A 21,225-nucleotide genomic window follows, 5' to 3' on the forward strand; every position below is an offset into this window, starting at 1 on the left:
GAGTTTTGCACCAGAATCAAGCATGGACATCGACCACCACCGCCACCAGTTGCGCATGACCTTGCTCATGACGCCCGACATGGCCAACTTCTCCGGCAATGTCCACGGCGGCACCATCCTCAAGCTGCTCGACCAGGTCGCCTACGCCTGTGCCAGCCGCTACGCCGGTTGCTATGTGCTGACCTTGTCGGTTGACCGCGTGACCTTCCGCCAACCCATCCACGTGGGCGAGTTGGTCACCTTTTTGGCCTCAGTCAACTTCACGGGCAACTCGTCCATGGAGATCGGCGTCAAGGTGATCGCCGAGAACATCCGCACCCAAGTGGTGCGCCACGCCAACAGCTGCTTCTTCACCATGGTGGCGGTGGACGACAACAACCGACCCAAGCCCGTGACCCCGCTGGAGCCCACCAGCGCCGAAGAAAAGCGCCGCTTTGAGTCCGCCTTGCTGCGCCGACAATTGCGCCAGGAGCTGGATCGCAAATTCAAGGCCATCCAGGACAGCCAGAAAGACGGCGACGAGATCGCCTGAACATGGCCAAAGACAAAACGATCTACACCTGCTCCGAGTGCGGCGGCACCAGCCCGAAATGGCTGGGCAAGTGCCCGCACTGCAACGCCTGGAACACGCTGGAAGAAACCCGCGCCGACACCGGCCCGGCCAAGAACCGCATGCAGGCGCTGACGCGTGGACTGAACGCGCCGCAGCCGGTGGCCACCCTGTCCCACATCGAAGCGGCGGACATCGCCCGCACGCCGACCGGGATTGAAGAGCTGGACCGTGTTCTCGGCGGCGGCATCGTCACTGGCGGCGTGATCCTGATCGGAGGCGATCCGGGCATCGGCAAATCGACCTTGCTGCTGCAGGCGCTGGACGCGCTGTCGCGCCAGATGCCGGTGCTGTACGTGACCGGCGAAGAAAGCGGCGCCCAGGTGGCGATGCGAGCACAGCGGCTGGGCCTGGATGGCTCGAAAGTGCGGGTGCAGGCAGAGATTCAATTGGAGAACATCATCGCCACGCTGGAGGCCGAGCAACCCTCCTTTTGCGTGATCGATTCGATCCAGACGATTTACTCCGACCAGCTCACTTCCGCGCCCGGGTCGGTGGCGCAGGTGCGCGAATGCGCCGCCCACCTGACCCGCGTGGCCAAATCCAGCGGCTGCACCATGGTGCTGGTGGGCCACGTGACCAAAGAAGGCGCGTTGGCCGGGCCGCGCGTGCTGGAACACATCGTCGACACCGTTTTGTATTTCGAAGGCGAGACGCACAGCAGCTTCCGACTGGTGCGGGCCATCAAGAACCGCTTTGGCGCGGTCAACGAAATTGGCGTGTTCGCCATGACCGACAAGGGGCTGAAGGGTGTGAGCAACCCCAGCGCCATCTTCTTGTCCACGCACGATGAGCCGGTGCCGGGGTCGGTGGTGATGGTGACGCTGGAAGGCACGCGCCCGCTGCTGGTCGAGATCCAGGCCCTGGTTGATTCCGGCGGCCCCAGCCCGCGCCGTTTGAGCGTGGGCCTGGAGCGTGATCGCCTGGCCATGTTGCTGGCGGTGTTGCACCGCCACGCGGGCATGGCCTGCGGTGACCAGGACGTGTTCGTGAACGCGGTGGGCGGCGTGCGCATCAGCGAGCCGGCGGCCGACCTGGCGGTCTTGCTGGCCATTCAAAGCAGCCTGCGCGGCAAGCCCTTGCCCAAGGGCTTCTTTGCCTTTGGCGAAGTGGGCCTGGCGGGCGAGATCCGCCCGGCGCCACGCGGACAGGAGCGTTTGAAGGAAGCGGCCAAGCTCGGGTTTTCGATCGCGGTGGTGCCCAAGGCCAATGCGCCCAAGAAGCCCATCGAAGGGCTGACCATCCATGCGGTGGACCGGGTGGAACAGGCTGTGGACTTGGCACGTTCGTTGTAGAGGCCATGCCTCATGCCGCCGGGTGCGTGCTGTCGTTGGTGCGCTTTTTCGGTCAGCGCGAGGCGGGGATAAGTCTGCAGTTGGCAGGGCTCCTATGGTGGCGGTCCACCGCTGCGCGGCGGACTGCTCTGCGGTGCTCGCCCAGGGCGGGATCGTCCGAAACTCGCCCTGCGGGCTCAAACACCGGACGATCTTTTTCCGCCCCAGGCTGCGCTCCTCGACGCCCCCGAAGTCGCCCCGCCAACTGCAGCCTCATCCCTGATCGCCTCGCTGGTGGCGTGCCACCAAATGCGGCCGTGGCATGCCACCAGCGGGGCGAAACAAGGGCTGGGCCGGTGTCCGGCGGGGCGCCTGCTTGGTGCTGAGAAGCGGAGTGCCGAGGTGGGCACGCGACAGCGTGCATCAATATCTGACTGGCCGTGGTTGTTTGAGCGCAGCGGCCCAAGGCCGCGCAGCGAGTTCCACGGCCCCACCTCGGCATGAGCATCGCAAGGCAGTCCCGCTAACAGCGGGACCACCAAGCTGAAGCCCCGCCGGACACCGGCCCAGCCCTCGCCCCGCGCTCTACCCCTCAAGCACCCAAAGCCTAGATGGCTAGCGCTTGATCGCCTGACGCAAATTCATGCCCGACACCAGCAAGGTGCCGAAGTAAAGCACCCCAGCCGCCGCCAGACAAGCCGCCATCAAGCCCACGCGCAACAGCGGCTGACCGTGCAAGCCCAGCCAATCAATGCGGTGCGCCGCCAACCACAGCAGCACGCCCAGCAAAGCAGACGCCAAAACCACGCGCAGCGCAAACAACCACCAACCCGGAGAAGGCTGATACCGCCCCGCGCGCCGCAAACCAATCAGCAACCAGGTGGCATTGATCAGCGAGGCCACGCCAATCGACAAGGCCAGACCGGCGTGCCCCAGCCACGGCACGAACACCAGGTTGAGCACCTGCGTGAAAACCAGCACCGTGATGCCAATGCGCACCGGCGTGCGGATGTCCTGCGTGGCGTAGAAGCCAGGCGCCAGAATCTTGATGCCCACCAGGCCCATCAGCCCCACGCCATAGCCGCTCAGGGCCAACACCGTCTGGCGCACATCGGTCGGGCTGAAACGCCCATAGTGGTACAGCACGGACACCAGGGGCTCGGCAAACAACAACAAGGCCACGGCACAAGGCAGCGCCAGCAGCACCACCAGGCGCAGGCCCCAGTCCAGCAGATTGGAAAACAACGCTGCATCGCCACTGGCCTGCGCCTTGGACAACTGCGGCAGCAGCACCACGCCCAGGGCCACGCCCAGCATGGCGGTCGGGAACTCCATCAGGCGGTCGGCATAGGTCAGCCAGGAAACCGAGCCCGCCTGCAAATGCGAAGCAATCTGCGTGTTCACCAGCAAGGACAGCTGCGCCACCGACACCCCCAGCACCGCTGGCCCCATCTGCCGCAGAATGCGCCTGACGCCCTGGTGATGCCAGGCCGCCTTGATGCCCGACCAAGAGGCCCCAATGCGGGGCAATGATTTGATCCGGATCAGGGCCGGGATCTGGATGCCCAGTTGCGCCATGCCCCCCACCATCACGCCCACGGCCAGCGCCAGCACCGGGTCCAGGCCATGCGAGCGGAACACCGGCGCCGCAAACCACGCCGCCGCGATCACCGACAAGTTGAGCAGCACCGGAGTGGCCGCTGGCACCGCAAAACGACCCCAGGTATTGAGGATGCCCGCGCTCAGCGCCACCAGCGACATGAAGCCGATGTAGGGGAACATCCAGCGCGTCATCAACACGGCGGCGTCGAAACCGCCGCTTTCTTGCAGGCCCGAGGCCATCATCCACACCAGCACCGGCGCGCCGATCACGCCCAGCACGCTCACCACCAGCAAGGTCCAGAACAGCACTGTGGCCACGGCGTTGATGAGCAGGCGCGTTCCCTCATCGCCCTGGCGGGCGCGGCTTTCAGACAGGATGGGCACGAAAGCCTGCGAAAAGGCCCCCTCGGCAAACAAGCGGCGCAGCAGATTCGGGATGCGGAACGCCACATTGAAGGCGTCGGTGGTGGCACTGGCCCCGAAGGTGGCCGCGATCAACAACTCGCGGACCAGGCCGGTGATGCGGGATGCCAGGGTCAGCAGGGAGACGATCGAGGCGGATTTCAGCAAACTCATCGCCGGGATTATAGGAAGCGCAGGCCCCTGTCTAGGCAAAAGCTTTCAGGGACGTTATAATCGTCGGCTTTTCAACCAACACTGGCTTTGTGGGGTGCGAATTGAATGGGTTTGCCGATTCCCCGTGAATTGGGCCCGTCCAGGCATCTGCAAGGCCCCAAAAAAATCATGCCATCAGCATCGAAGCCCAAAAAGACCGTCCGCATTGCCTCAGGCCGCAAGCGCGTTCGTCAAGACATCAAACTGAACGCCGCCAATTCGGCCCTGCGTTCGAAGTTCCGCACCGCCATCAAGGGCGTGCTCAAGGCTGTCAAGGCTGGCGACAAGGCCGTGGCCTCTGACGCTTTCAAGACCGCCCAAAGCGTGATCGATTCGATCGCCGACAAGGGTCTGTTCCACAAGAACAAGGCCGCTCGCCACAAGAGCCGCCTGTCGGCCAAGGTCAAGGCCCTGACTGCCGCCTGATCGATAGATCATCGTCAAAAAGGCCCGCATCAAGCGGGCCTTTTGCTTGGTGAGCTTTCAAAAAAGCCTCAGGGCAGCGAGCAGGCATCCGTCACCTGCAGATCGTTGTCGCGGGCAAAGTTCATCACGAAGTCCCAGGCCATGGGCTCCAGGTCTCGCAGGGCTTCATTGACGATCACGCATTTGACGTCGCCAATCGAGGTCGGCACGCAGTAAGGTGAATAACCGATGTGAGCCGAACGGCCCATGTGCGCAGCCCCGGGCCGAAACGATGACATGGCCCCCGCCAGGCGCTCGGCCCAGTCGCTGGGCCGGAAAGTCTTGCCTGACTTGGTCAGGCCCTGGATGAAAACCTCGCGAGGTTTCGGACTTCGAGGGGGAGTCAATGACACGGTGGCGCTTTCAACGGCTGCCGGTTTTGCCGGCGTGCTGCAAAGAAGTGTCGCGACTTCAAGGGTGGTATCCATCGTCAACAGCCCCGCATTGTCGGTCACAAGCCAGGTGCATCGCAACATTGATGCCAGTAACCCCGTGCATCGGTGGGAAGCACACACAACGCATCACGGTGTATCGGCGCGCCACGCATATGCTTGAGCCAAGGTGACCAAGTCCACGCCTTTTCCTTAGAATGTGCCCAGCGCAGCATTGCCACTGCGCTTTTTCTTTTTTTGCGAGAGCCCAAAGCCATGAACGCCCCTGTGACGATGCCCCACGTGATGCCCACCTACGGTCGCCTGCCGATTGCCTTGTCGCACGGCCAGGGCACCCGAGTCTGGGACACGGATGGACGCGAGTACCTGGACGCGCTGGCCGGCATCGCCGTGAACACGCTGGGCCACAACCACGCCAAGCTGGTGCCCGCCCTGCAAGAGCAACTCACCAAGCTCATCCACAGCTGCAACTACTACCAGGTGCCGCTGCAGGAAGAACTGGCGCGCCTGCTGGTCGAGCGCTCGGGCCTGACCAACGTCTTCTTCTGCAATTCAGGCCTGGAAGCCAATGAAGCGGCTTTGAAGATCGCGCGCAAGTTCGGCCATGAAAAAGGCATCGACCGGCCCGAGGTGATCGTTTACGAAAAGGCCTTCCATGGCCGCTCGATCGCCACGCTGTCGGCCACCGGCAACCCCAAGATCTGGGCCGGCTTCGAGCCCCTGGTCGAAGGCTTTGTGCGCGTGCCGCTGAACGACGTGGCCGCCTTGAACGAAGTGGCCGAGACGCGCCCCAACGTGGTCGCCGTGTTCCTGGAAGTGATCCAGGGCGAAGGCGGCGTCAACCCGGCCCGCAACGACTACCTGCAAGCCGTGCGCAAGCTGTGCGACGAGCGCGGCTGGCTGCTGATGCTGGACGAAGTGCAATGCGGCATCGGCCGCACCGGCAAGTGGTTCGCGCACCAATGGGCTGGCATCCAGCCTGACGTGATGCCGCTGGCCAAGGGCCTGGGCTCTGGCGTGCCGATCGGTGCGGTGGTGTGTGGCCCCAAGGCCGCCAATGTGCTGCAACCGGGCAACCACGGCACCACCTTCGGCGGCAACCCGCTGGCCATGCGCGCCGGGGTCGAGACCTTCAAAATCATGGAAGAAGACGGCTTGCTGGCCAATGCCGACCGTGTGGGCGCGCACCTCAAGTCCGCACTGACACGCGAGCTGGGTGAGCTCAAGGGCGTGAGCGACATCCGCGGCCAGGGCCTGATGATCGGCATCGAGCTGGACCGCCCCTGCGGCGTGCTGCTGGGCCGCGCGATGGAAGCGGGCCTGCTGCTGAGCGTGACCGCCGACAAGGTGATCCGCCTGCTGCCCGCGCTGATCCTGACCCTTGAGGAAGCCGACCAGATCGTGGCGCTGCTGGTGCCCCTGGTCAAACAGTTTTTGAACGAAACCAACGCGGCCTGAGCATGAAACCCGGATCCAGCCTGATCAAGCACTACCTGCAGTTCAAGGATCTCCGCGCCGAGGAGTACGCCTACCTCTTCGAGCGCGCGGGCCTGATCAAGCGCCGCTTCAAGAACTACGAGAAGTACCAGCCGCTGGCCGACCGCACGCTGGCCATGATCTTCGAGAAGGCCTCCACCCGCACGCGCGTGAGCTTTGAAGCGGGCATGTACCAGATGGGCGGCTCGGTGGTGCACCTGACCACCGATGGCAGCCAGTTGGGCCGCAGCGAGCCCATCGAAGACAGCGCCAAAGTCATCTCGCGCATGGTCGACATCGTGATGATCCGCACCTATGAGCAATCCAAGCTGGTCAAGTTTGCGGCCAACTCACGCGTGCCGGTCATCAACGGGCTGACCAACGAGTACCACCCTTGCCAGATCCTGGCCGACATCTTCACCTACATCGAGCAACGTGGTTCGATCCAGGGCAAGGTGGTGGCCTGGGTGGGCGATGGCAACAACATGGCCAACACCTGGCTGCAGGCGGCCGAGATCCTGGGCTTCACGGTGCACGTGAGCACGCCCAGCGGTTATGAGATCGACCCGGTCGTGGCGGGCATCAACAACACAGCCTGCTACAAGGTCTTCAAGGATCCGATGGACGCCTGCCGAGGCGCGTCACTGGTCACCACTGATGTTTGGACCAGCATGGGCTTCGAGGCCGAGAACGAAGAACGCCGCCTGGCCTTTGCCGACTGGTGCGTCGACGAAGAGATGATGGGCGTGGCCCAGCCCGATGCCCTGTTCATGCATTGCCTGCCCGCCCACCGTGGCGAAGAAGTGGCCGCCGAAGTGATCGACGGCCCTCAGTCGGTGGTGTGGGACGAGGCCGAGAACCGCCTTCACGTGCAGAAGGTGCTCATGGAGTACCTGCTGCTGGGCCGCATTGGCTGACCCAGGCTGACCAACCGCTCAGCGCTGCAGAGACGCGGGCACGCGGAACACGTCCATCGCGTGCGACAACTCGTCAGCCTGGCGGCTCAGGCTTTCGGCAGCCGCGGCCGTTTGCTCCACCAAGGCAGCATTTTGCTGCGTGGCCTGGTCCATGCGGCCAATGGCCTGGTTGATCTGGCCGATGCCATCGTTCTGCTCCGAACTGGACACGGCGATCATGCCCACCAACTCGGTCACGCGACGCACCTGGCCCACCAGGTCACCCATGGTCTGCCCTGCGCTGTCAACCTGCGATGAACCGGCCTCGACCTGGTCCACGCTGCTGCCAATCAGTTGCTTGATCTCCTTGGCGGCTTCAGCGCTGCGCTGGGCCAGCATGCGCACTTCGGAGGCCACCACCGCGAAGCCGCGGCCTTGCTCACCAGCCCGCGCGGCTTCCACCGCCGCGTTCAGCGCCAGGATGTTGGTTTGAAAAGCGATGCCGTCGATCACGCCAATGATGTCGGTGATCTTGCGGCTGGATTGCTGGATGTCGCTCATCGTCGTGACCACGCGGCTCACCGACTCACCGCCTGCCACCGCGAATTGCGATGCGGTGCCCGCCAGTTGATTGGCTTGCTGCGCGTTGGCCGAGGTGGACTTGATGGTGCTGACGATCATCTCGACCGAGGCTGCGGTTTCTTCAATGTTGGCCGCCGCCTGCTCGGTTCGCTGGCTCAGTGATTGGTTGCCCGAAGCGATCTCGCTGGAGGCCACCCGCACAGATTCAGCCGCCTGGCGCACCTGGTTGATCGACTGTGCAATGTGGCGCAGGGCATCCAGCAGGCGTGTGGTGCGCTGGTCATCGGAGCGGGAGTCAACCACCGACAGATCGACGCTGCCATCATCGGCTCGCAGCCGATCGACCACGGTCATCAATTCTTGTGCGGTGGCGAAGTCCCTGCGAGCCTGCGCAGCCAGGAATAGCAACACCGCCGTTTCGGCGACCACGTACATCGCATGCTCCACCACTTTGCCAAAGCCTGGTTGGGTGAAACAGATGGGCCCCCAGGCCCAGGTTTGCATTTGATTGAACAAGACGTGGTGGACTGCGATGGTCGTCGCGCCGACCATCACTGGCACAGCTTTTCGGTAGGTCACCAGGCAAGCCATGAACGCGAAAACGGCGAAGTGCGCCTCGTTGTGGCCGCGTGCCACATGGATCATCAGGCCGACCATGCCCATGCCCAGGAAAGGCAGAAACCATTGACTGAGCGCCCCGCCACGAGAATTGATGGCGACCAGCAAGGCCGCGATCATGATTGGCAAACCAATGGCCAAGGCCAGGCCCCAGGCGTTGTAAGAACTGGCATAGCCCAGGGTACCCACCAAGGTCGTTGCAATCGCTGACAGAACGACGAAATCCTGGACTTGGAGCTTCCAGATGGAATGGGTGTCTTGGTTCATGTTCAAACCTGATTGGAAGTCACTGTACTTCGGCCAAATGACCGAATACTTAAGGAGACTGTTCAGAACCTGTAGGCCAGGCGCAGGCCACCCCAATGCCGACCTTGCACCACGATCGGTGCCGAGGCTTCCTTGAGCAGCACGAAATTGCCGCCCCCCATGTCGCGCCGGTAGGTTTGCAGCAGGAAAGGCCGCTGGTTGCGCGCCGAGGCCAGGCCGGTGCGGTCATTGAAGACCCGGCGCCAGCGCGAATTGGCCGTGTTCCACACCACATCGCCCGCGCGCTGCGGCTGGCAGTACTTCTTGTTGTGGGTGGAGATGTAGCCATTGCGGTCGGCCGAGATGCAAAATACGATCTCGGGCAAGGCCGTCAACGCGGCTTCCTGGATGCTCGGGAAGCTCGCGTCGGTCACCGCGTTGAACTTCGCCTGGTGCTGCAGCGGTTGGCTGCCTTGAATGGGGCGGTAGTGCTCGTCGAACAAATCCGCCAGCGTGATCTTGCCGTTGGCCACAGCGTTTTCCAGTGACCGGGCGATCTGGCTGGCCACGCTCTGGGCCAGCTCGATGTAAGGCGTGTCGGCGGTGCGAACACCGCTGCCAGCGATCAGTTCCATCAGGCGCTCGGAGACACCCAGGACGGCTTCGCTGCGCTTCATGGCGGTGTTCAGTGCCGCGTGCGTGCGCTTGATCTGCGCGCCCATTTGCACCACCTGCTGATTGACCCCGTCGGACAAACCACGGCTTTGGTCTGCGGCTTCGGTGATGTGCAGCACCCCCGTCTCCACCTGCGTCAATGCCTGGTGGAAAGTGACGCGCTGGACGCGGCCATCGGTGGACGATGCCGCTTCATCCCGCGATAACAACTCGCGCGACAAGACCTGGATGCGGTCGTCCAACTGACTGACCGTGCTCATGATGGTTTTGGAGGTGGCTTCCACCTGCGTGGCCAGGTCCTTGACGGCATCGGCCACCACGGAGAACCCACGGCCCGCTTCACCAGCGCGCTTGGCTTCGACCGAAGCGTTGAAAGCCACCAGCCGGGTCTGCAACGCAACCTGGGTGATGTCGCGCGCGGCCGAGGCCACGTGCTTGAGCGTGTCGATCACCTGAGCCACCTCGTGGCCCACGTGTTCAACGCTTTGGCGGGCTTGCGCCACCGAGGCCAGGCTCTGGTGGCTGCTGTCCCGGATGCGGTGCTGGGCCTGGCCAATGTCTTTCAACTGGCCGGCCAGCACGGTGAAGCCTTCTTCCTGCTGCAAGGCCACGGCGGAAGAGTCTTCCAGCGTGCCACGCAGTTCGGCGGCTTCATGGCCCAGGCCATCGGTGTCGCGCTGGAGCTTCTGCGCCAGCGTGTGCACATCGGAATTGGGTTTCGGCGCCGAATCTATCAGTGCAGACGTGGTTGCCGGCGCAGCAACCGTGTCCTTGCGCTTGAAACCCCACACGTGGTCACCACTCTCTCAATTTGACTCTCAACCGGGCGATGGATTGGCTGTGCAACTGGCAAACGCGCGACTCGGTCACGCCCAGCACGGCGGCAATTTCCTTCAAGTTCATGTCCTGCTCGTAGTACCTGCTCATCACGAACTGCTCGCGTTCGGGCAGGTTCTTGATGGCCTCGACCAGGGCCGAGCGCATGCGGTGGTCCGCCAGCAAGGCCAGCGGGTCGTTGCCTTCGTCGGTCACGTGGCGGTCGAGGTAATCGTTGTCGCCATCCTCGCCACTCATGTCTTCCAGGTGGATGAGCTGGGTGCCACGCACCTTGCCCAGCATTTCCTGGTAGTCCGTCAGCGACATGTCCATTTCCTTGGCGATTTCGCTTTCCTGCGGCGCGCGGCCAAGGCGCTGCTCCAGCCGGTGCACGGCGCCTTCAATGTCGCGCTGCTGCTTGCGGGTGCCGCGGCTCATCCAGTCGGCGCCGCGCAGCTCGTCGAGCATGGCGCCACGGATGCGCTGGGTGGCGAAGGTTTCGAACTGCACGCCCTGCCCTGCATCGAAGCGGGTCAAGGCGTCGCTCAGGCCGATCATGCCAACCTGGATCAGGTCATCGATCTCGACGTTGGCCGGCAATTTGGCAATCATCTGGTGGGCCAGACGTCGCACCAGCGAGCTGTATTGCTTGAGCTGGGCGTCCATATCGAGGCGGCCTTTGGCGGTGTACATGCGCTGCTCCATGAACATCAATTGAGTACGGGGGCCATGCGCGAAGGCAAGGCAGACCCTGGTGAGACCAAATGGTCGAATGCGGCATCACCCAGGGTGAGCGGCAAGGCACACTGCAGAAGTCCGGCGGCCAGTTCCATGAACCGGGGGCTGGGGTCGTGACTGGACGGCTCGTGGGGATTGATGCGCAGCCAGTCACGTTGCGCAGCACCGAGGAAGCTGTCGGCACACTGGCCCAGACGCTCCGCCACGGCATCGGCCTGGTCGGAATGGGGGGGTGCGCAGACCAGCAGGTCGTAGGCCAGCCACGGGCCCCGTTGGCTCATGACCTTGACGGCGGCGTAGGCCTGCTTGAGGCCTTCGGCCACGTCGTTGGTGAACACCAGCGGCCGCAAGTTGCCGTGCCGGGCACGTTCACCAAAGATGCGCACGAGTTCGCTGGCCGAGGCATGCACCAGCACCACATCGCATTGCGGTGCCGCATTGGCCAAGGCGTGCAGCAGGCTGCCACACGAACCGCGCGCGTCGGCGTGTCGCAAAGGCAGGCCACGGGCGGCCAGGTAACTCACTTGCTTGGACAAAGGCTCGATGCCTTCGCTCAAGTCAAACTCGGCCAATTCGCTGGGTGCTCGGGCCTGGTCACCGGCGTCCACCACCAAGGTGTGCAAGCCGAAGCTGGCGTATGCGGCGCACAGGCGTTCCAGCACCACACCACCGCACACCGCACCGGGGTTGGCCACCACGGGCACAAACCGCAGCACGCGCGAGGCGAACATCTGGCGCAAACCCTGGGCCTGGTCGGCCGGGGGGCTGGCGGCAAAGGGTTGAGGCGAAAAACTGGTCATGGGCAACGACAGGTTCAAAGCGCGGAAGGTGCAGCCGTGACATCGGTCATGGCGGGGGTCGAGAACACCAGGCTGACTTCATTGGGGTCCAGTCGGTACGCGGGATTGAGGCTGGCGCGCAATGCACGGTGCACCAAAGCCTGCGATGACAGTCTGTGCCAATCTTCTGGCACGCGTTGGCCGTTGGCGACGCCCAGAACCTTGGATTTGTGACGGATTAACGCATCCAGCGCTGGACCGAGCTTCACGGCCTCGTCCAGCTTGGACAGGATGACCCCGGCGCAAGCATTGACTTGGTAAGACGCCATCACGTCTTCGATCGCATCGCCTTGCGACGAGGCGTTGATGACCAGCACCTTGCGGATCGCAGGGTGGGCCAGCATCTCCAGCAGATCCTTGGTGCGGCCATCGCGCTGGGCCATGCCCGCCGTGTCGATCAGCACCATCTTCTTGCCGGACAGCAATTCGAGCAGGTCTTCCAGCGCGGCGCGGTCGTGGGCCATGTGCACGGGCACGCCCAGGATGCGGCCGTAGGCGCGCAGTTGGTCGTGGGCACCGACGCGGTAGGCGTCCAGCGTGATCAGGCCCAGGTTCTGCGCGCCGTGCTTGGCGGCGAACATGGCGGCCAGCTTGGCGGTCGAGGTGGTCTTGCCCACGCCGGTCGAGCCGATCAGGGCGAAGATACCGCCCTGGTCTTCGATGGCCAGTTCCTTGTCGGCCGTGTTCAGGTTGCGTTGCAGCACCTGGGCGGCCCACACGTTTTCGTCTTGTGCGCCGGAGCTGACTTCGGCGGGCATCGCGTCCAGCATCTTGCGGATCAGCACGGCGGAGAAACCACCGTCCAACAGCTTTTGGGCCAGGCCAGCCTGGGCGGGCGTGCGGCGCAGTTTTTCGATGAAGGCGATGGTTTCGAACCGCTCCTTCATCATGGCCCGCATGGCGCGCAGCTCATTGAGCATCGAGGCATTGGCGTCTTGCGAGGCCTTCAGCGCGGCCATGGTGGCGGCGTCGGGGCGCGAACTGTCGGCCGAGGCGGCGCTGCGGCCGGTCACGGACTTGAGCGTCAGCTCAGCCGGGTCACTGGCAGGACGGACGGCCTTGGCAGGCGCCTGGCGAGCTGGCTGAGCCTCTTCACGCGATTCGGTGCGCAGTGGCAGCACCTGGGCCACGCGGCTGGTGTCCTGGGGGGCTGGGCGAACGGCCTGTACCGGGCGTGCCGCGGGTTGAACCGGTGCAGGTGGCGAAGACAACCAGGCTTCCAGCCCAGCCGACAAATCGACATTGGGGCTTGACTGCACAGGTTGCTGAGCTTTGACATTGCCCAGACGCTGCGAGAGTTGGTCTTCCGGCGTGCCAGCCAACGCGGGCTCGGTGCGGGCGGCCTTCAGGGCCACTTGGCGGCGCTTGAGCATGCGTTCACGCACATAGTCCTGGAAGGACAAGGTGCTCATGGCCAGCTGCTTGACGTCGTCCTGCACGGTCGAGGCCAGGTTGGCCATGGCCGAGCGGGCCGGAGATTGGGATTGAGCAGCCACCGGCGCAACTTCGGCCTTGCGGGCAGGTGCGGTAGCTTGCGTGGCAGCTGCTTGCGGACGGGCAGCAGGCGCACGCTCTTCACGTTCGGCCGGTGGGTACGAGTCCATCGACGGCACGCTGTCGGTCGCCATGGCGAGCACCTCGATGCCTCCTTCAGGGGCTGGCTTGGTCGACAACACGACAGCGTCGTTGCCAAATTCCAGCTTGACCTTTTGCATGGCCTCGCGTGAGGTGCGTCCAATAAAGCGTTTGACGTTCATGCGTGGCCTCCAATCAGGGTACCGATGCGGATCGAATGGGTCTCAGGGATTTCGCTGTGACCCAGCACCTTCAAGCGTGGTGCAGCGCGTTTCAACAAGCGGGCCACCGTCGGCCGGATGGCGTCGGGCACCAGCAGGCAGGCGGGGTGGCCCAGGTTTTCCTGGCGCTGGGTGGCATCAGCCGCCTGGCGTGTGAGGTGGTCGGCCACGCCCGGGTCCAGCATGGGGCCGCTGGGCGAGGTCAGGGCCTGGGTGAGCAGGCGCTCCAGATCGGGTTCGATGGCAATCACATCCAGTTCCTTCACCGGGCCGTAAATCTGCTGCACGATCGCCGGGGCCAGACCGACGCGGATGCGGCGGGCCAGCTCGGCAGGATCGTTGGCCAGGTGGCCCGCGCCCGAGGTCTGCTCGGCCAGCGTTTCAATGATCGAACGCATGTCACGGATGTGAACGCCTTCTTCCAACAGGAGCTGCAGCACTTTCTGCAAGGTCGCAATGCCAACCATCTTGGGAACCACGTCTTCGATCAGTTTGGGGGCCAGTTTCGTCACATGCTCCACAAGCTGCTGGGTCTCTACCCGTCCCAACAACTTGGCCGCATGGATCTGCATCAAGTGTGAAAGATGCGTGGCCACCACGGTCGAGGGATCAACGACCGTGTACCCGGCCATTTGCGCCGCTTCACGTTGGCGCTCCTCAACCCACACGGCGGGCAAGCCGAATGCCGGGTCGACGGCGGCCGTGCCCTTCAGGGGATTGGTCACGTGGCCAGGGTTGATGGCCATCAGCATGTTGGGGAACACCTCGCCCTCGCCCACGATTGCGCCGCGCAAAGTGATGCGGTAGAAGCTGGGGCGCAGCTCCAGGTTGTCCTTGATGTGCACAGAAGGCGGTAAAAAGCCCACTTCTTGCGCGAACTTGCGGCGAACGCCCTTGATCCGGGTCAGCAGGTCGCCGCCGCGGTCCTTGTCCACCAGCTGGATCAGACGGTAGCCCACTTCCAGGCCCAGGGTGTCCACGGGCTGCAGGTCCTCCCAGGTGGCTTCGCCGTTGTTGTTGACGGGCTCCGCTGGCTTCTCGACCGGCTTGGGCGCGGTGCGGGCCAGTTCCTGCTTTTCCTGCATGCGCCAGGCCATCCAGCCAAAACCACCGGCCATCGGCAAAAACACCAGGCTGGGCATGCCGGGGATCAGGCCCAGCAGGCCAATCACCCCCGCCGCCACGCCCATGACCTTGGGGTTCTGGAACATCTGCGAGATGATCTGCGCGCCAACGTCCTCGCCTTTGCCGACGCGGGACACGACCATGGCGGAAGCCACCGAGATCAGCAAGGCCGGGATTTGCGCCACCAGCGCATCACCCACGGCCAACAACACATACGAGCTGGCAGCATCACCGGCCGACATGTCGTGCTGCGCCACGCCGATGATGAAACCGCCGATGATGTTGATGAACAGGATCAGGATGCCGGCGATCGCATCACCGCGCACGAATTTGGAGGCACCGTCCATGGCGCCGTGGAATTCAGCCTCTTCGCCCACCTCGATGCGGCGGCGCTTGGCTTCTTTCTCATCAATCAGGCCGGCGTTCAGGTCGGCGTCGATGGCCATCTGCTTGCCGGGCATCGCGTCCAGGGTGAAGCGCGCGCCCACTTCGGCGATCCGCTCCGAACCCTTGGTGACCACCACGAAGTTGATCACCACCAAGATGGCGAACACGATGATCCCGACCGCGAAGTTGCCGCCGATCAGGAAGTGGCCAAACGATTCGATCACCTGACCCGCAGCGCCCGGGCCGTTGTGCCCTTCCAGCAGCACCACCCGGGTCGAGGCCACGTTCAGCGACAGGCGCAGCAGCGTCGTCAGCAGCAGCACCGAAGGAAAGGCCGCGAAGTCCAGCGGGCGCAGCATGGTGGCCGACACCATCATCACCATCACCGCCATCGCGATGTTGAAGGTGAAGAAGATGTCCAGCGCCAGCGGGGGCAAGGGCAGGATCATCATGACCAGCACCAGCAGCACCGCAATGGGCGCGGCCAGCACCTGGAAGCCCTTGGCGGACTTGCCGCCCATCACGGATTGAAGTTGTTGCAGGATCGGGTTCATGCGTGTGCAGCCTTATGGGCAGGATCCAGGGAAGCGGGAACGTCCAGGTCTGGCAGGTTGCCCGGCAGGGGCGCCTTGCCGGCCAAGGCCGCTTTGAGTTGGTACACATAGGCCAGCACCTGGGCCACGGCGCCGTACAGGGCCATGGGCACCTCGGCATCGACCTCGGTGTTGGCGTACAGGGCGCGGGCCAGCGGCGGGGCTTCCAGCACGGGCACCTTGTTCTCGGTGGCCAGATCGCGGATGCGCAAAGCCAGCAGGTCCAAGCCCTTGGCCACCACGCGGGGGGCGCCCATCTTGCCTTCGTCGTACTTCAGCGCGACGGCATAGTGGGTGGGGTTCATCACCACCAGGTCGGCGGTGGGAATGGCGGCCAACATGCGCTTGCGGCTCATCTCGCGCATCCGTTGCTTGACGCGGTTCTTGGCCTCCATGTTGCCTTCCGTCTGCTTCATTTCGTCCTTCTGGTCCTGGTGGCTCATCTTCATGCGGCCCATGAACATGAAGCGCTGCAACGGCCAGTCCAACATGGCGAACAAGGCCAGCACCAGCAACATCGAGGTCATCACGCTGCCCAGCGTCATGCCGAAATCGTGGATGGCCGTGGGCAGGGGCAGGCCCATCAGGCTCACCATGTCGGGCCAGACCCGAGACAGGAAGAAGGCTCCCGTGGCACCCAGGATCAGGCCCAGAGCACTGGCTTTCAAAGCATCCACCATCTGCTGCTTGGACAGCAGGTTGGCGAAACCGGTGATGGGGTTGAGCTTGCCGAACTTGGGAAAGATGACCTGGAAGGACATCACCCAGCCGCCCGCCAGGATGCTGGCCGCCACCGAGGCCAGGGCCACGCCCGCGCCAAAGGGCAACACCATCATCATGGCCTGAGTGCTCCATTGCGACAGGCGCTGCACCATCACATCGGGGTTGGCCACCGCTCTGGCATCGAAACGCATGCCGGCGTTGAGTTGCAACTGCATCTTGTCCATCCAGAACGGCGTCAGCGCCATCAGGACGCCGGCCGCAGCCAGGATCACAAAGAAGTGCCCCAGGTCACGCGAACGCACCACCTGGCCTTCTTCACGGGCTTTCTTAAGCTTCCGCTCTGAGGCTGGTAATTGTTTGTCTTGGGAGCTGTCGGACATGGTGGGTGGGTGCCTGGGTGCTTGCTCCGATTCTTGGCGACCCGGCCAAAATCTTGAGCGAGATAAACAGCCGCCAAGGCACCCAATTCACGCCCCGTTTCAAAGCCCAAAATGCATCGGGGGGCGCAGCGTGATGTTTGTCACGCTGCGCCCCCCGGTCGGGCTGAGAGTGGGAAAACTCAGTCCAGCGAGAACACCACTTTCACCGAACCATCGACAGCAGCCTTGTCGATGTAGCCGATGGCCTTGGGATCACTGATGACCGCTTTTTTCACTGCGGCCGCATCTTGCAAGATGATGGGCGCCTGGCCTTTGCCAGTGAACACAATCCGCGACCAGGTCGCTTTGATTTGAGACTGATCCCGGTCGGTGGCCTTCTTGTAGAACTGCTCTCGCAGTGGCGATGCCTCGGGCAGATCGACCGGTTTGAGGTCGAAACTGCGGCCCAGGTACACGTTGGCGAGCTGGTCCTTGGTGATCGGTGCTGCGCTGGGGCCCATGATCACGGCCACCTGAGCCTGAGAGGCCAGGGAGACAGCGGATAAGCCAAAGGCGATCAAAGCGTGTTTGATGTGCTTGTTCATGATGGCCTCCGCTTAAAACACGAAATCAAGGGCAACACTGATCACTTTGGCCTTCTTACCCATGACGGAAGGGCTGACCGCATCCGTGAATATCAAACTATTATTGGCGTCATAACGGGCAAATTCAGCTTTCAATGCCAAGTTACTCGCGAAGTCATAACGAACACCCACCGCCGCCCCCTTGGTCGTAGATTCAGCCCCAGGTGAATCACCTGTGAATTTGCTGATGATCACATAAGGCAATACGCTTCCAAAGTGGTAGCCCCCCCCGACGTACCATGCTGTTGCATCAAACGATTGCTGTGGTTTGGTCTTGCGCTTAACGTGTTCCGCAATCGCGACAACTTGTCCATTGTCATATTGCAAGCCGAACCCTGTGAAGGTGTCTTTAAAAACCGGACCTGGAAGACCAGAAAGTGGGCCGCCGAACGGAGGTGCCGGTATGTCGATAGTCATTTCAACATCGCTTTTGACTTGACCGATCCGGGCGGTCCAATCCCCCCACTCCAACATCAAATTGATATTGGTCACTTTGGGAGAACGGGTGTCAAGACGGCTCTCCGCGAAGAGACCAGAACCGGAGTTTGGCGGAAACTCACCTAACGCACTGATTTCTGCCCTACTGCGGCCATGCGAAACCTGAACGGAGGCCACAGCAGGACCTATCGAATGCCTGTAACCGACTTGGATTCCATCTACCGTGGAGTAGGGCAACATCGAATACACGAGGGGTGGCACCCTCAGCCAAGGGGTGGCATACCCTACATAACGTGAGTCGGACACCAGAAAAGCTGCCAGAGCCACCCGACCCGCTTTCAGGTCCAAGCCCGGCACACCAGTGTATTGGGCATAAAGCCACTCGACATCCAGATTAAAATCCTCATCCTGTCGACGCATACCCAACAATTGCGCGGTCAAAGCAAAATCGGACTTGTAAATGACCGATCCTTGCAAACCAAGGCGCGAGTCCACGCCCAGGTCCACCGTTTTATCGGCGCCGGAATATTGCGTCAGCCCATTCCGAAATTGCGTGTCGTCAAGATTGGTTCGGGCAGCACCTAAAGTACCAAAGCCTCCGCCCTTGAATTTGACATCGTCATTGGCATGCGCGGCGTGGCCCGCCAGCAAGGCGACACCCGTCGCGCAAAGAGCGGCCGCCAGTGCGGTCCGGCGTGGAATGTAGGTCATCTTGTTCTCCAGAAATTTGATGGAGTGATTGAAGCGTCATCAGCTTGGATCGTCCCAAACACTTAGGCTTATCGGACGACTTCCAAGTTAACTGAGCCCACACTCCGCAGAATACGGATAAACGCCTAAATGGGGGGTTTAGTGCAAGAACGCAACATGTTATGCAAAACCCCTTGCATCACTCCATCGACGCAGGCACCACCGTCCACTGCTGGCGCACATCGCCATCGCTGTTGACGCTTTCCATGTGCACCGGAAAGCCCCACAGCCGCGCCACGTGCTTGAGCACCTCGCGCGTGCCGTCCGCCAAAGGCCGGTTGGCCTGCTGCGTGTGCCGCAAAGTCAAGGAGCGGTCACCACGCAGGTTCACGCTCCAGACCTGGATGTTCGGCTCGCGCGCGCTCAAATCGTACTGGCGCGACAAGCTTTCACGCAGCGCCCGGTACCCCGCCTCGTCGTGGATGGCAGACACCTCGTACTCAGGCTCATCCTCATCATCCCTGATGGCGAACAGCCGGAAATCGCGCATCACTTTGGGCGACAGGAACTGCCCCACAAAGCTCTCGTCCTTGAAGTTGCGCATGGCGTAATCGAGGGTCTTGAGCCAAGCGTGGTCGCCCTTGGGCGCGCCTTCGGCCGAGCCCGCGAACTCAGGGAACCAGTGCCGGTCTTCGTCCGTGGGCTGCTCGCAAATGCGCTTGAGGTCGGTGTACATCGCGAAACCCAAGGCGTACGGGTTCAGCCCGCTGTAGGCGCGGTGCCCCACCGGCGGCTGATACACCACATTGGTGTGCGACTTGAGCCACTCCAGCATGATGCCGTCGGTCAAATGGCCGTCTTCGTACATGGTGTTGAGCAAGGTGTAGTGCCAGAACGTGGCCCAGCCTTCGTTCATCACCTGCGTTTGCCGCTGCGGGTAGAAATACTGCGCCACCTTGCGCACGATGCGCACCACCTCGCGCTGCCAGGGCTCCAGCAGCGGGGCGTTTTTCTCGATGAAGTACAGGATGTTTTCTTGGGGCTCGGGCGGGAAGCGCCGCGCGCCGTCGTCATCGCCGATCTTGTCCACGCGGCGCGGCAGGGTGCGCCACAGGTCGTTCACCTGCTGCTGCAGGTAAGACTCGCGCTCTTCGCGGCGGGCCAGCTCCTTTTCAAGCGACAGCTTGCTGGGGCGGCGGTAGCGGTCCACGCCATGGTTCATCAGCGCATGGCAGGAGTCCAGGATTTCTTCGACCGCGTCCAGGCCATGGCGCTCCTCGCAACCGGCGATGTAGTTCTTGGCGTAGACCCGGTAGTCGATGATGCTGGAGGCATCGGTCCACATGCGGAACAGGTAATTGCCTTTGAAGAAGCTGTTGTGGCCATAGGCCGCGTGCGCGATCACCAGGGCCTGCATGGCCATGGTGTTTTCTTCCATCAGGTAGCTGATGCAGGGGTTGGAGTTGATGACGATTTCGTACGCCAGCCCCATGAAGCCGCGGCGGTAGTTCTTCTCGGTGGCGATGAACTCCTTGCCGTAAGACCAATGCCGGTAGTTCACCGGCATGCCCACGCTGGCGTAGGCGTCCATCATCTGCTCGGCGGGGATGATTTCTAGCTGGTGGCGGTAGCAGTCGAGGCCGTATTCGTTGGCGACGCGCGCGATCTCGCGCTCGTAGCGCACGATCGATTCGAAGCTCCATTCGGAGCCGGCGGGCAGGGCGGTCGGTTTGCGTTTCATGGCGCGCTCATGCCAGCCGTTTGCGGAACAGTTCGCGGAAGACCGGATAGATGTCGGCCGGGCCGCGGATCTGCTGCATGGCGAAGCGTTGCGGATGGTTGGCCTTGACCCGCTCGTATTCGCGCCACAGGTTCTGCGGCTCGCCTGCGGCGATTTCGATGTAGGCGTAGTACTGGACCAGCGGCACGATGCTGGACTCCAGCAGTTCGCGGCATTTCGGCGAGTCGGCATCCCAGTTGTCGCCGTCCGAGGCCTGGGCGCAGTAGATGTTCCAGGCATTCGAGGCATAGCGCTCGCGCACTGTCTTGTGCATCAGTTCGAGTGCGCTCGACACCACGGTGCCGCCGGTCTCGCGCGAATGGAAGAAGTCGTCCTCATCGACTTCCATCGCCTGGGTATGGTGGCGGATGAAGACGATCTCGATGCGCTCGTAGGTGCGCGTCAGGAACAGGTAGAGCAGCATGAAGAAGCGCTTGGCGATCTGCTTCTTCTCCTCGTCCATCGAGCCCGACACGTCCATGACGCAGAACATGACGGCCTGGGTGGAGGGCGCCGGGATGCGGATGCGGCTGTTGTAGCGCAGGTCGAAGGTGTCGATGAAGGGCAGGCTTTCGATGCGGCGCAGCAGGCGGGCGATCTCGCGGCGCAGTTCGACGGCACGCTCGCCGTCGCCGGCGCCGCCGGATTCCAGTTGCTCCAGTTCGTCCCGTAGCGCGCGCAGCGTCTTGCGATACGGTGCGCCGACGGCGATGCGCCGCCCGGTGGCGCCGCGCAGGGAGCGCACGACGTTGATGTTGGCCGGTACGCCGGTCGAGGTGAAGCCGGCGCGCACGCGCTTGTATTCCGAGATGCGGGCGAGTTGCGTCTTGACCAGGTCGGGCAGGG

Annotated in this window: 18 protein-coding genes; 5 read left to right on the forward strand and 13 right to left on the reverse strand. The window is 63.0% G+C overall.

The window, feature by feature from the left end:
• Positions 1–28: 28 nt before the first annotated feature.
• Both Q7V20_RS21875 and radA read left to right on the forward strand, forming a co-directional pair.
• Positions 29–532 carry an acyl-CoA thioesterase gene (locus Q7V20_RS21875; RefSeq protein ID WP_304795935.1) on the forward strand — a complete coding sequence of 168 codons (504 nt, stop codon included), beginning with the start codon at positions 29–31 and terminating at the stop codon, positions 530–532.
• Positions 533–534: 2 nt separating this feature from the next.
• On the forward strand, positions 535–1,905 hold the full coding sequence (radA, locus tag Q7V20_RS21880; protein ID WP_304795907.1) for a DNA repair protein RadA: 1,371 nt from the start codon (positions 535–537) through the stop codon (positions 1,903–1,905).
• A 594-nt stretch (positions 1,906–2,499) separates the two neighbouring features.
• Here radA and murJ read toward each other — a convergent pair.
• Positions 2,500–4,062 carry a murein biosynthesis integral membrane protein MurJ gene (murJ, locus tag Q7V20_RS21885; protein WP_304795908.1) on the reverse strand — a complete coding sequence of 521 codons (1,563 nt, stop codon included), beginning with the start codon at positions 4,060–4,062 and terminating at the stop codon, positions 2,500–2,502.
• 168 nt (positions 4,063–4,230) lie between these two features.
• On the opposite strand from murJ, the gene rpsT reads away from it, so the two are divergent.
• Entirely contained in the window at positions 4,231–4,527 is a 297-nt protein-coding gene (gene rpsT, locus Q7V20_RS21890; protein ID WP_304795909.1) for a 30S ribosomal protein S20, read from the forward strand.
• 68 nt (positions 4,528–4,595) lie between these two features.
• Here rpsT and Q7V20_RS21895 read toward each other — a convergent pair whose 3' ends face one another.
• On the reverse strand, positions 4,596–4,919 hold the full coding sequence (locus Q7V20_RS21895) for a DUF3579 domain-containing protein (RefSeq protein WP_304795911.1): 324 nt from the start codon (positions 4,917–4,919) through the stop codon (positions 4,596–4,598).
• A 294-nt stretch (positions 4,920–5,213) separates the two neighbouring features.
• On the opposite strand from Q7V20_RS21895, the gene Q7V20_RS21900 reads away from it, so the two are divergent.
• Together Q7V20_RS21900 and argF are read left to right on the forward strand one after the other, a co-directional pair.
• The gene (locus Q7V20_RS21900) at positions 5,214–6,416 is read left to right on the forward strand and encodes an aspartate aminotransferase family protein (protein ID WP_304795912.1); all 1,203 of its coding nucleotides are present in this window, start codon (positions 5,214–5,216) and stop codon (positions 6,414–6,416) included.
• A gap of 2 nt (positions 6,417–6,418) precedes the next feature.
• Positions 6,419–7,351, forward strand: coding sequence for an ornithine carbamoyltransferase (gene argF, locus Q7V20_RS21905; protein ID WP_304795914.1), 933 nt, complete (start codon positions 6,419–6,421; stop codon positions 7,349–7,351).
• Between the two features lie 18 nt (positions 7,352–7,369).
• Here argF and Q7V20_RS21910 read toward each other — a convergent pair whose 3' ends face one another.
• The 11 genes from Q7V20_RS21910 to Q7V20_RS21960 all read right to left on the reverse strand — a co-directional run.
• Entirely contained in the window at positions 7,370–8,797 is a 1,428-nt protein-coding gene (locus Q7V20_RS21910; RefSeq protein ID WP_304795916.1) for a methyl-accepting chemotaxis protein, read from the reverse strand.
• Positions 8,798–8,859: 62 nt separating this feature from the next.
• The gene (locus Q7V20_RS21915) at positions 8,860–10,242 is read right to left on the reverse strand and encodes a methyl-accepting chemotaxis protein (protein WP_304795917.1); all 1,383 of its coding nucleotides are present in this window, start codon (positions 10,240–10,242) and stop codon (positions 8,860–8,862) included.
• Between the two features lie 4 nt (positions 10,243–10,246).
• Positions 10,247–10,960 carry an RNA polymerase sigma factor FliA gene (locus Q7V20_RS21920; RefSeq protein WP_304795919.1) on the reverse strand — a complete coding sequence of 238 codons (714 nt, stop codon included), beginning with the start codon at positions 10,958–10,960 and terminating at the stop codon, positions 10,247–10,249.
• Between the two features lie 17 nt (positions 10,961–10,977).
• Positions 10,978–11,805 carry a flagellar biosynthesis protein gene (locus Q7V20_RS21925; RefSeq protein WP_304795921.1) on the reverse strand — a complete coding sequence of 276 codons (828 nt, stop codon included), beginning with the start codon at positions 11,803–11,805 and terminating at the stop codon, positions 10,978–10,980.
• 14 nt (positions 11,806–11,819) lie between these two features.
• A complete protein-coding gene (gene flhF, locus Q7V20_RS21930) occupies positions 11,820–13,601 on the reverse strand; it encodes a flagellar biosynthesis protein FlhF (protein WP_304795922.1) in 1,782 nt (593 codons plus the stop codon).
• Positions 13,598–15,706: a flagellar biosynthesis protein FlhA gene (gene flhA, locus Q7V20_RS21935; RefSeq protein WP_304795924.1), complete on the reverse strand. Its 2,109-nt coding sequence runs from the start codon at positions 15,704–15,706 to the stop codon at positions 13,598–13,600. Before flhA ends, flhF begins: the two co-directional genes overlap by 4 nt.
• Complete coding sequence (gene flhB / locus Q7V20_RS21940; RefSeq protein ID WP_304795926.1) at positions 15,703–16,848, reverse strand: flagellar biosynthesis protein FlhB; 1,146 nt, start codon at positions 16,846–16,848, stop codon at positions 15,703–15,705. Before flhB ends, flhA begins: the two co-directional genes overlap by 4 nt.
• 179 nt (positions 16,849–17,027) lie before the next feature.
• On the reverse strand, positions 17,028–17,432 hold the full coding sequence (locus Q7V20_RS21945; RefSeq protein WP_304795928.1) for a hypothetical protein: 405 nt from the start codon (positions 17,430–17,432) through the stop codon (positions 17,028–17,030).
• Between the two features lie 12 nt (positions 17,433–17,444).
• The gene (locus Q7V20_RS21950) at positions 17,445–18,620 is read right to left on the reverse strand and encodes a porin (protein WP_304795930.1); all 1,176 of its coding nucleotides are present in this window, start codon (positions 18,618–18,620) and stop codon (positions 17,445–17,447) included.
• A gap of 178 nt (positions 18,621–18,798) precedes the next feature.
• The gene (locus Q7V20_RS21955; protein WP_304795932.1) at positions 18,799–20,340 is read right to left on the reverse strand and encodes a SpoVR family protein; all 1,542 of its coding nucleotides are present in this window, start codon (positions 20,338–20,340) and stop codon (positions 18,799–18,801) included.
• A gap of 7 nt (positions 20,341–20,347) precedes the next feature.
• A partial coding sequence (locus Q7V20_RS21960; RefSeq protein WP_304795933.1) for a YeaH/YhbH family protein occupies positions 20,348–21,225 on the reverse strand: 878 nt, incomplete at its 5' end.

This window comes from Aquabacterium sp. (assembly GCF_030652515.1).
Taxonomy (GTDB): Bacteria; Pseudomonadota; Gammaproteobacteria; order Burkholderiales; family Burkholderiaceae_C; genus Aquabacterium.

What these genes read in the sequence shown, in the direction of transcription:
- radA (WP_304795907.1), top strand. Translation starts at nt 535, where the DNA reads ATGGCCAAAGACAAAACGATCTACACCTGCTCCGAGTGCGGCGGCACC.
- Q7V20_RS21900 (WP_304795912.1), top strand. Translation starts at nt 5,214, where the DNA reads ATGAACGCCCCTGTGACGATGCCCCACGTGATGCCCACCTACGGTCGC.
- Q7V20_RS21945 (WP_304795928.1), bottom strand. Translation starts at nt 17,432, where the DNA reads ATGAACAAGCACATCAAACACGCTTTGATCGCCTTTGGCTTATCCGCT.
- Q7V20_RS21920 (WP_304795919.1), bottom strand. Translation starts at nt 10,960, where the DNA reads ATGTACACCGCCAAAGGCCGCCTCGATATGGACGCCCAGCTCAAGCAA.
- flhA (WP_304795924.1), bottom strand. Translation starts at nt 15,706, where the DNA reads ATGAACCCGATCCTGCAACAACTTCAATCCGTGATGGGCGGCAAGTCC.
- rpsT (WP_304795909.1), top strand. Translation starts at nt 4,231, where the DNA reads ATGCCATCAGCATCGAAGCCCAAAAAGACCGTCCGCATTGCCTCAGGC.
- Q7V20_RS21925 (WP_304795921.1), bottom strand. Translation starts at nt 11,805, where the DNA reads ATGACCAGTTTTTCGCCTCAACCCTTTGCCGCCAGCCCCCCGGCCGAC.
- Q7V20_RS21910 (WP_304795916.1), bottom strand. Translation starts at nt 8,797, where the DNA reads ATGAACCAAGACACCCATTCCATCTGGAAGCTCCAAGTCCAGGATTTC.
- Q7V20_RS21955 (WP_304795932.1), bottom strand. Translation starts at nt 20,340, where the DNA reads ATGAAACGCAAACCGACCGCCCTGCCCGCCGGCTCCGAATGGAGCTTC.
- murJ (WP_304795908.1), bottom strand. Translation starts at nt 4,062, where the DNA reads ATGAGTTTGCTGAAATCCGCCTCGATCGTCTCCCTGCTGACCCTGGCA.
- flhB (WP_304795926.1), bottom strand. Translation starts at nt 16,848, where the DNA reads ATGTCCGACAGCTCCCAAGACAAACAATTACCAGCCTCAGAGCGGAAG.
- argF (WP_304795914.1), top strand. Translation starts at nt 6,419, where the DNA reads ATGAAACCCGGATCCAGCCTGATCAAGCACTACCTGCAGTTCAAGGAT.
- Q7V20_RS21950 (WP_304795930.1), bottom strand. Translation starts at nt 18,620, where the DNA reads ATGACCTACATTCCACGCCGGACCGCACTGGCGGCCGCTCTTTGCGCG.
- flhF (WP_304795922.1), bottom strand. Translation starts at nt 13,601, where the DNA reads ATGAACGTCAAACGCTTTATTGGACGCACCTCACGCGAGGCCATGCAA.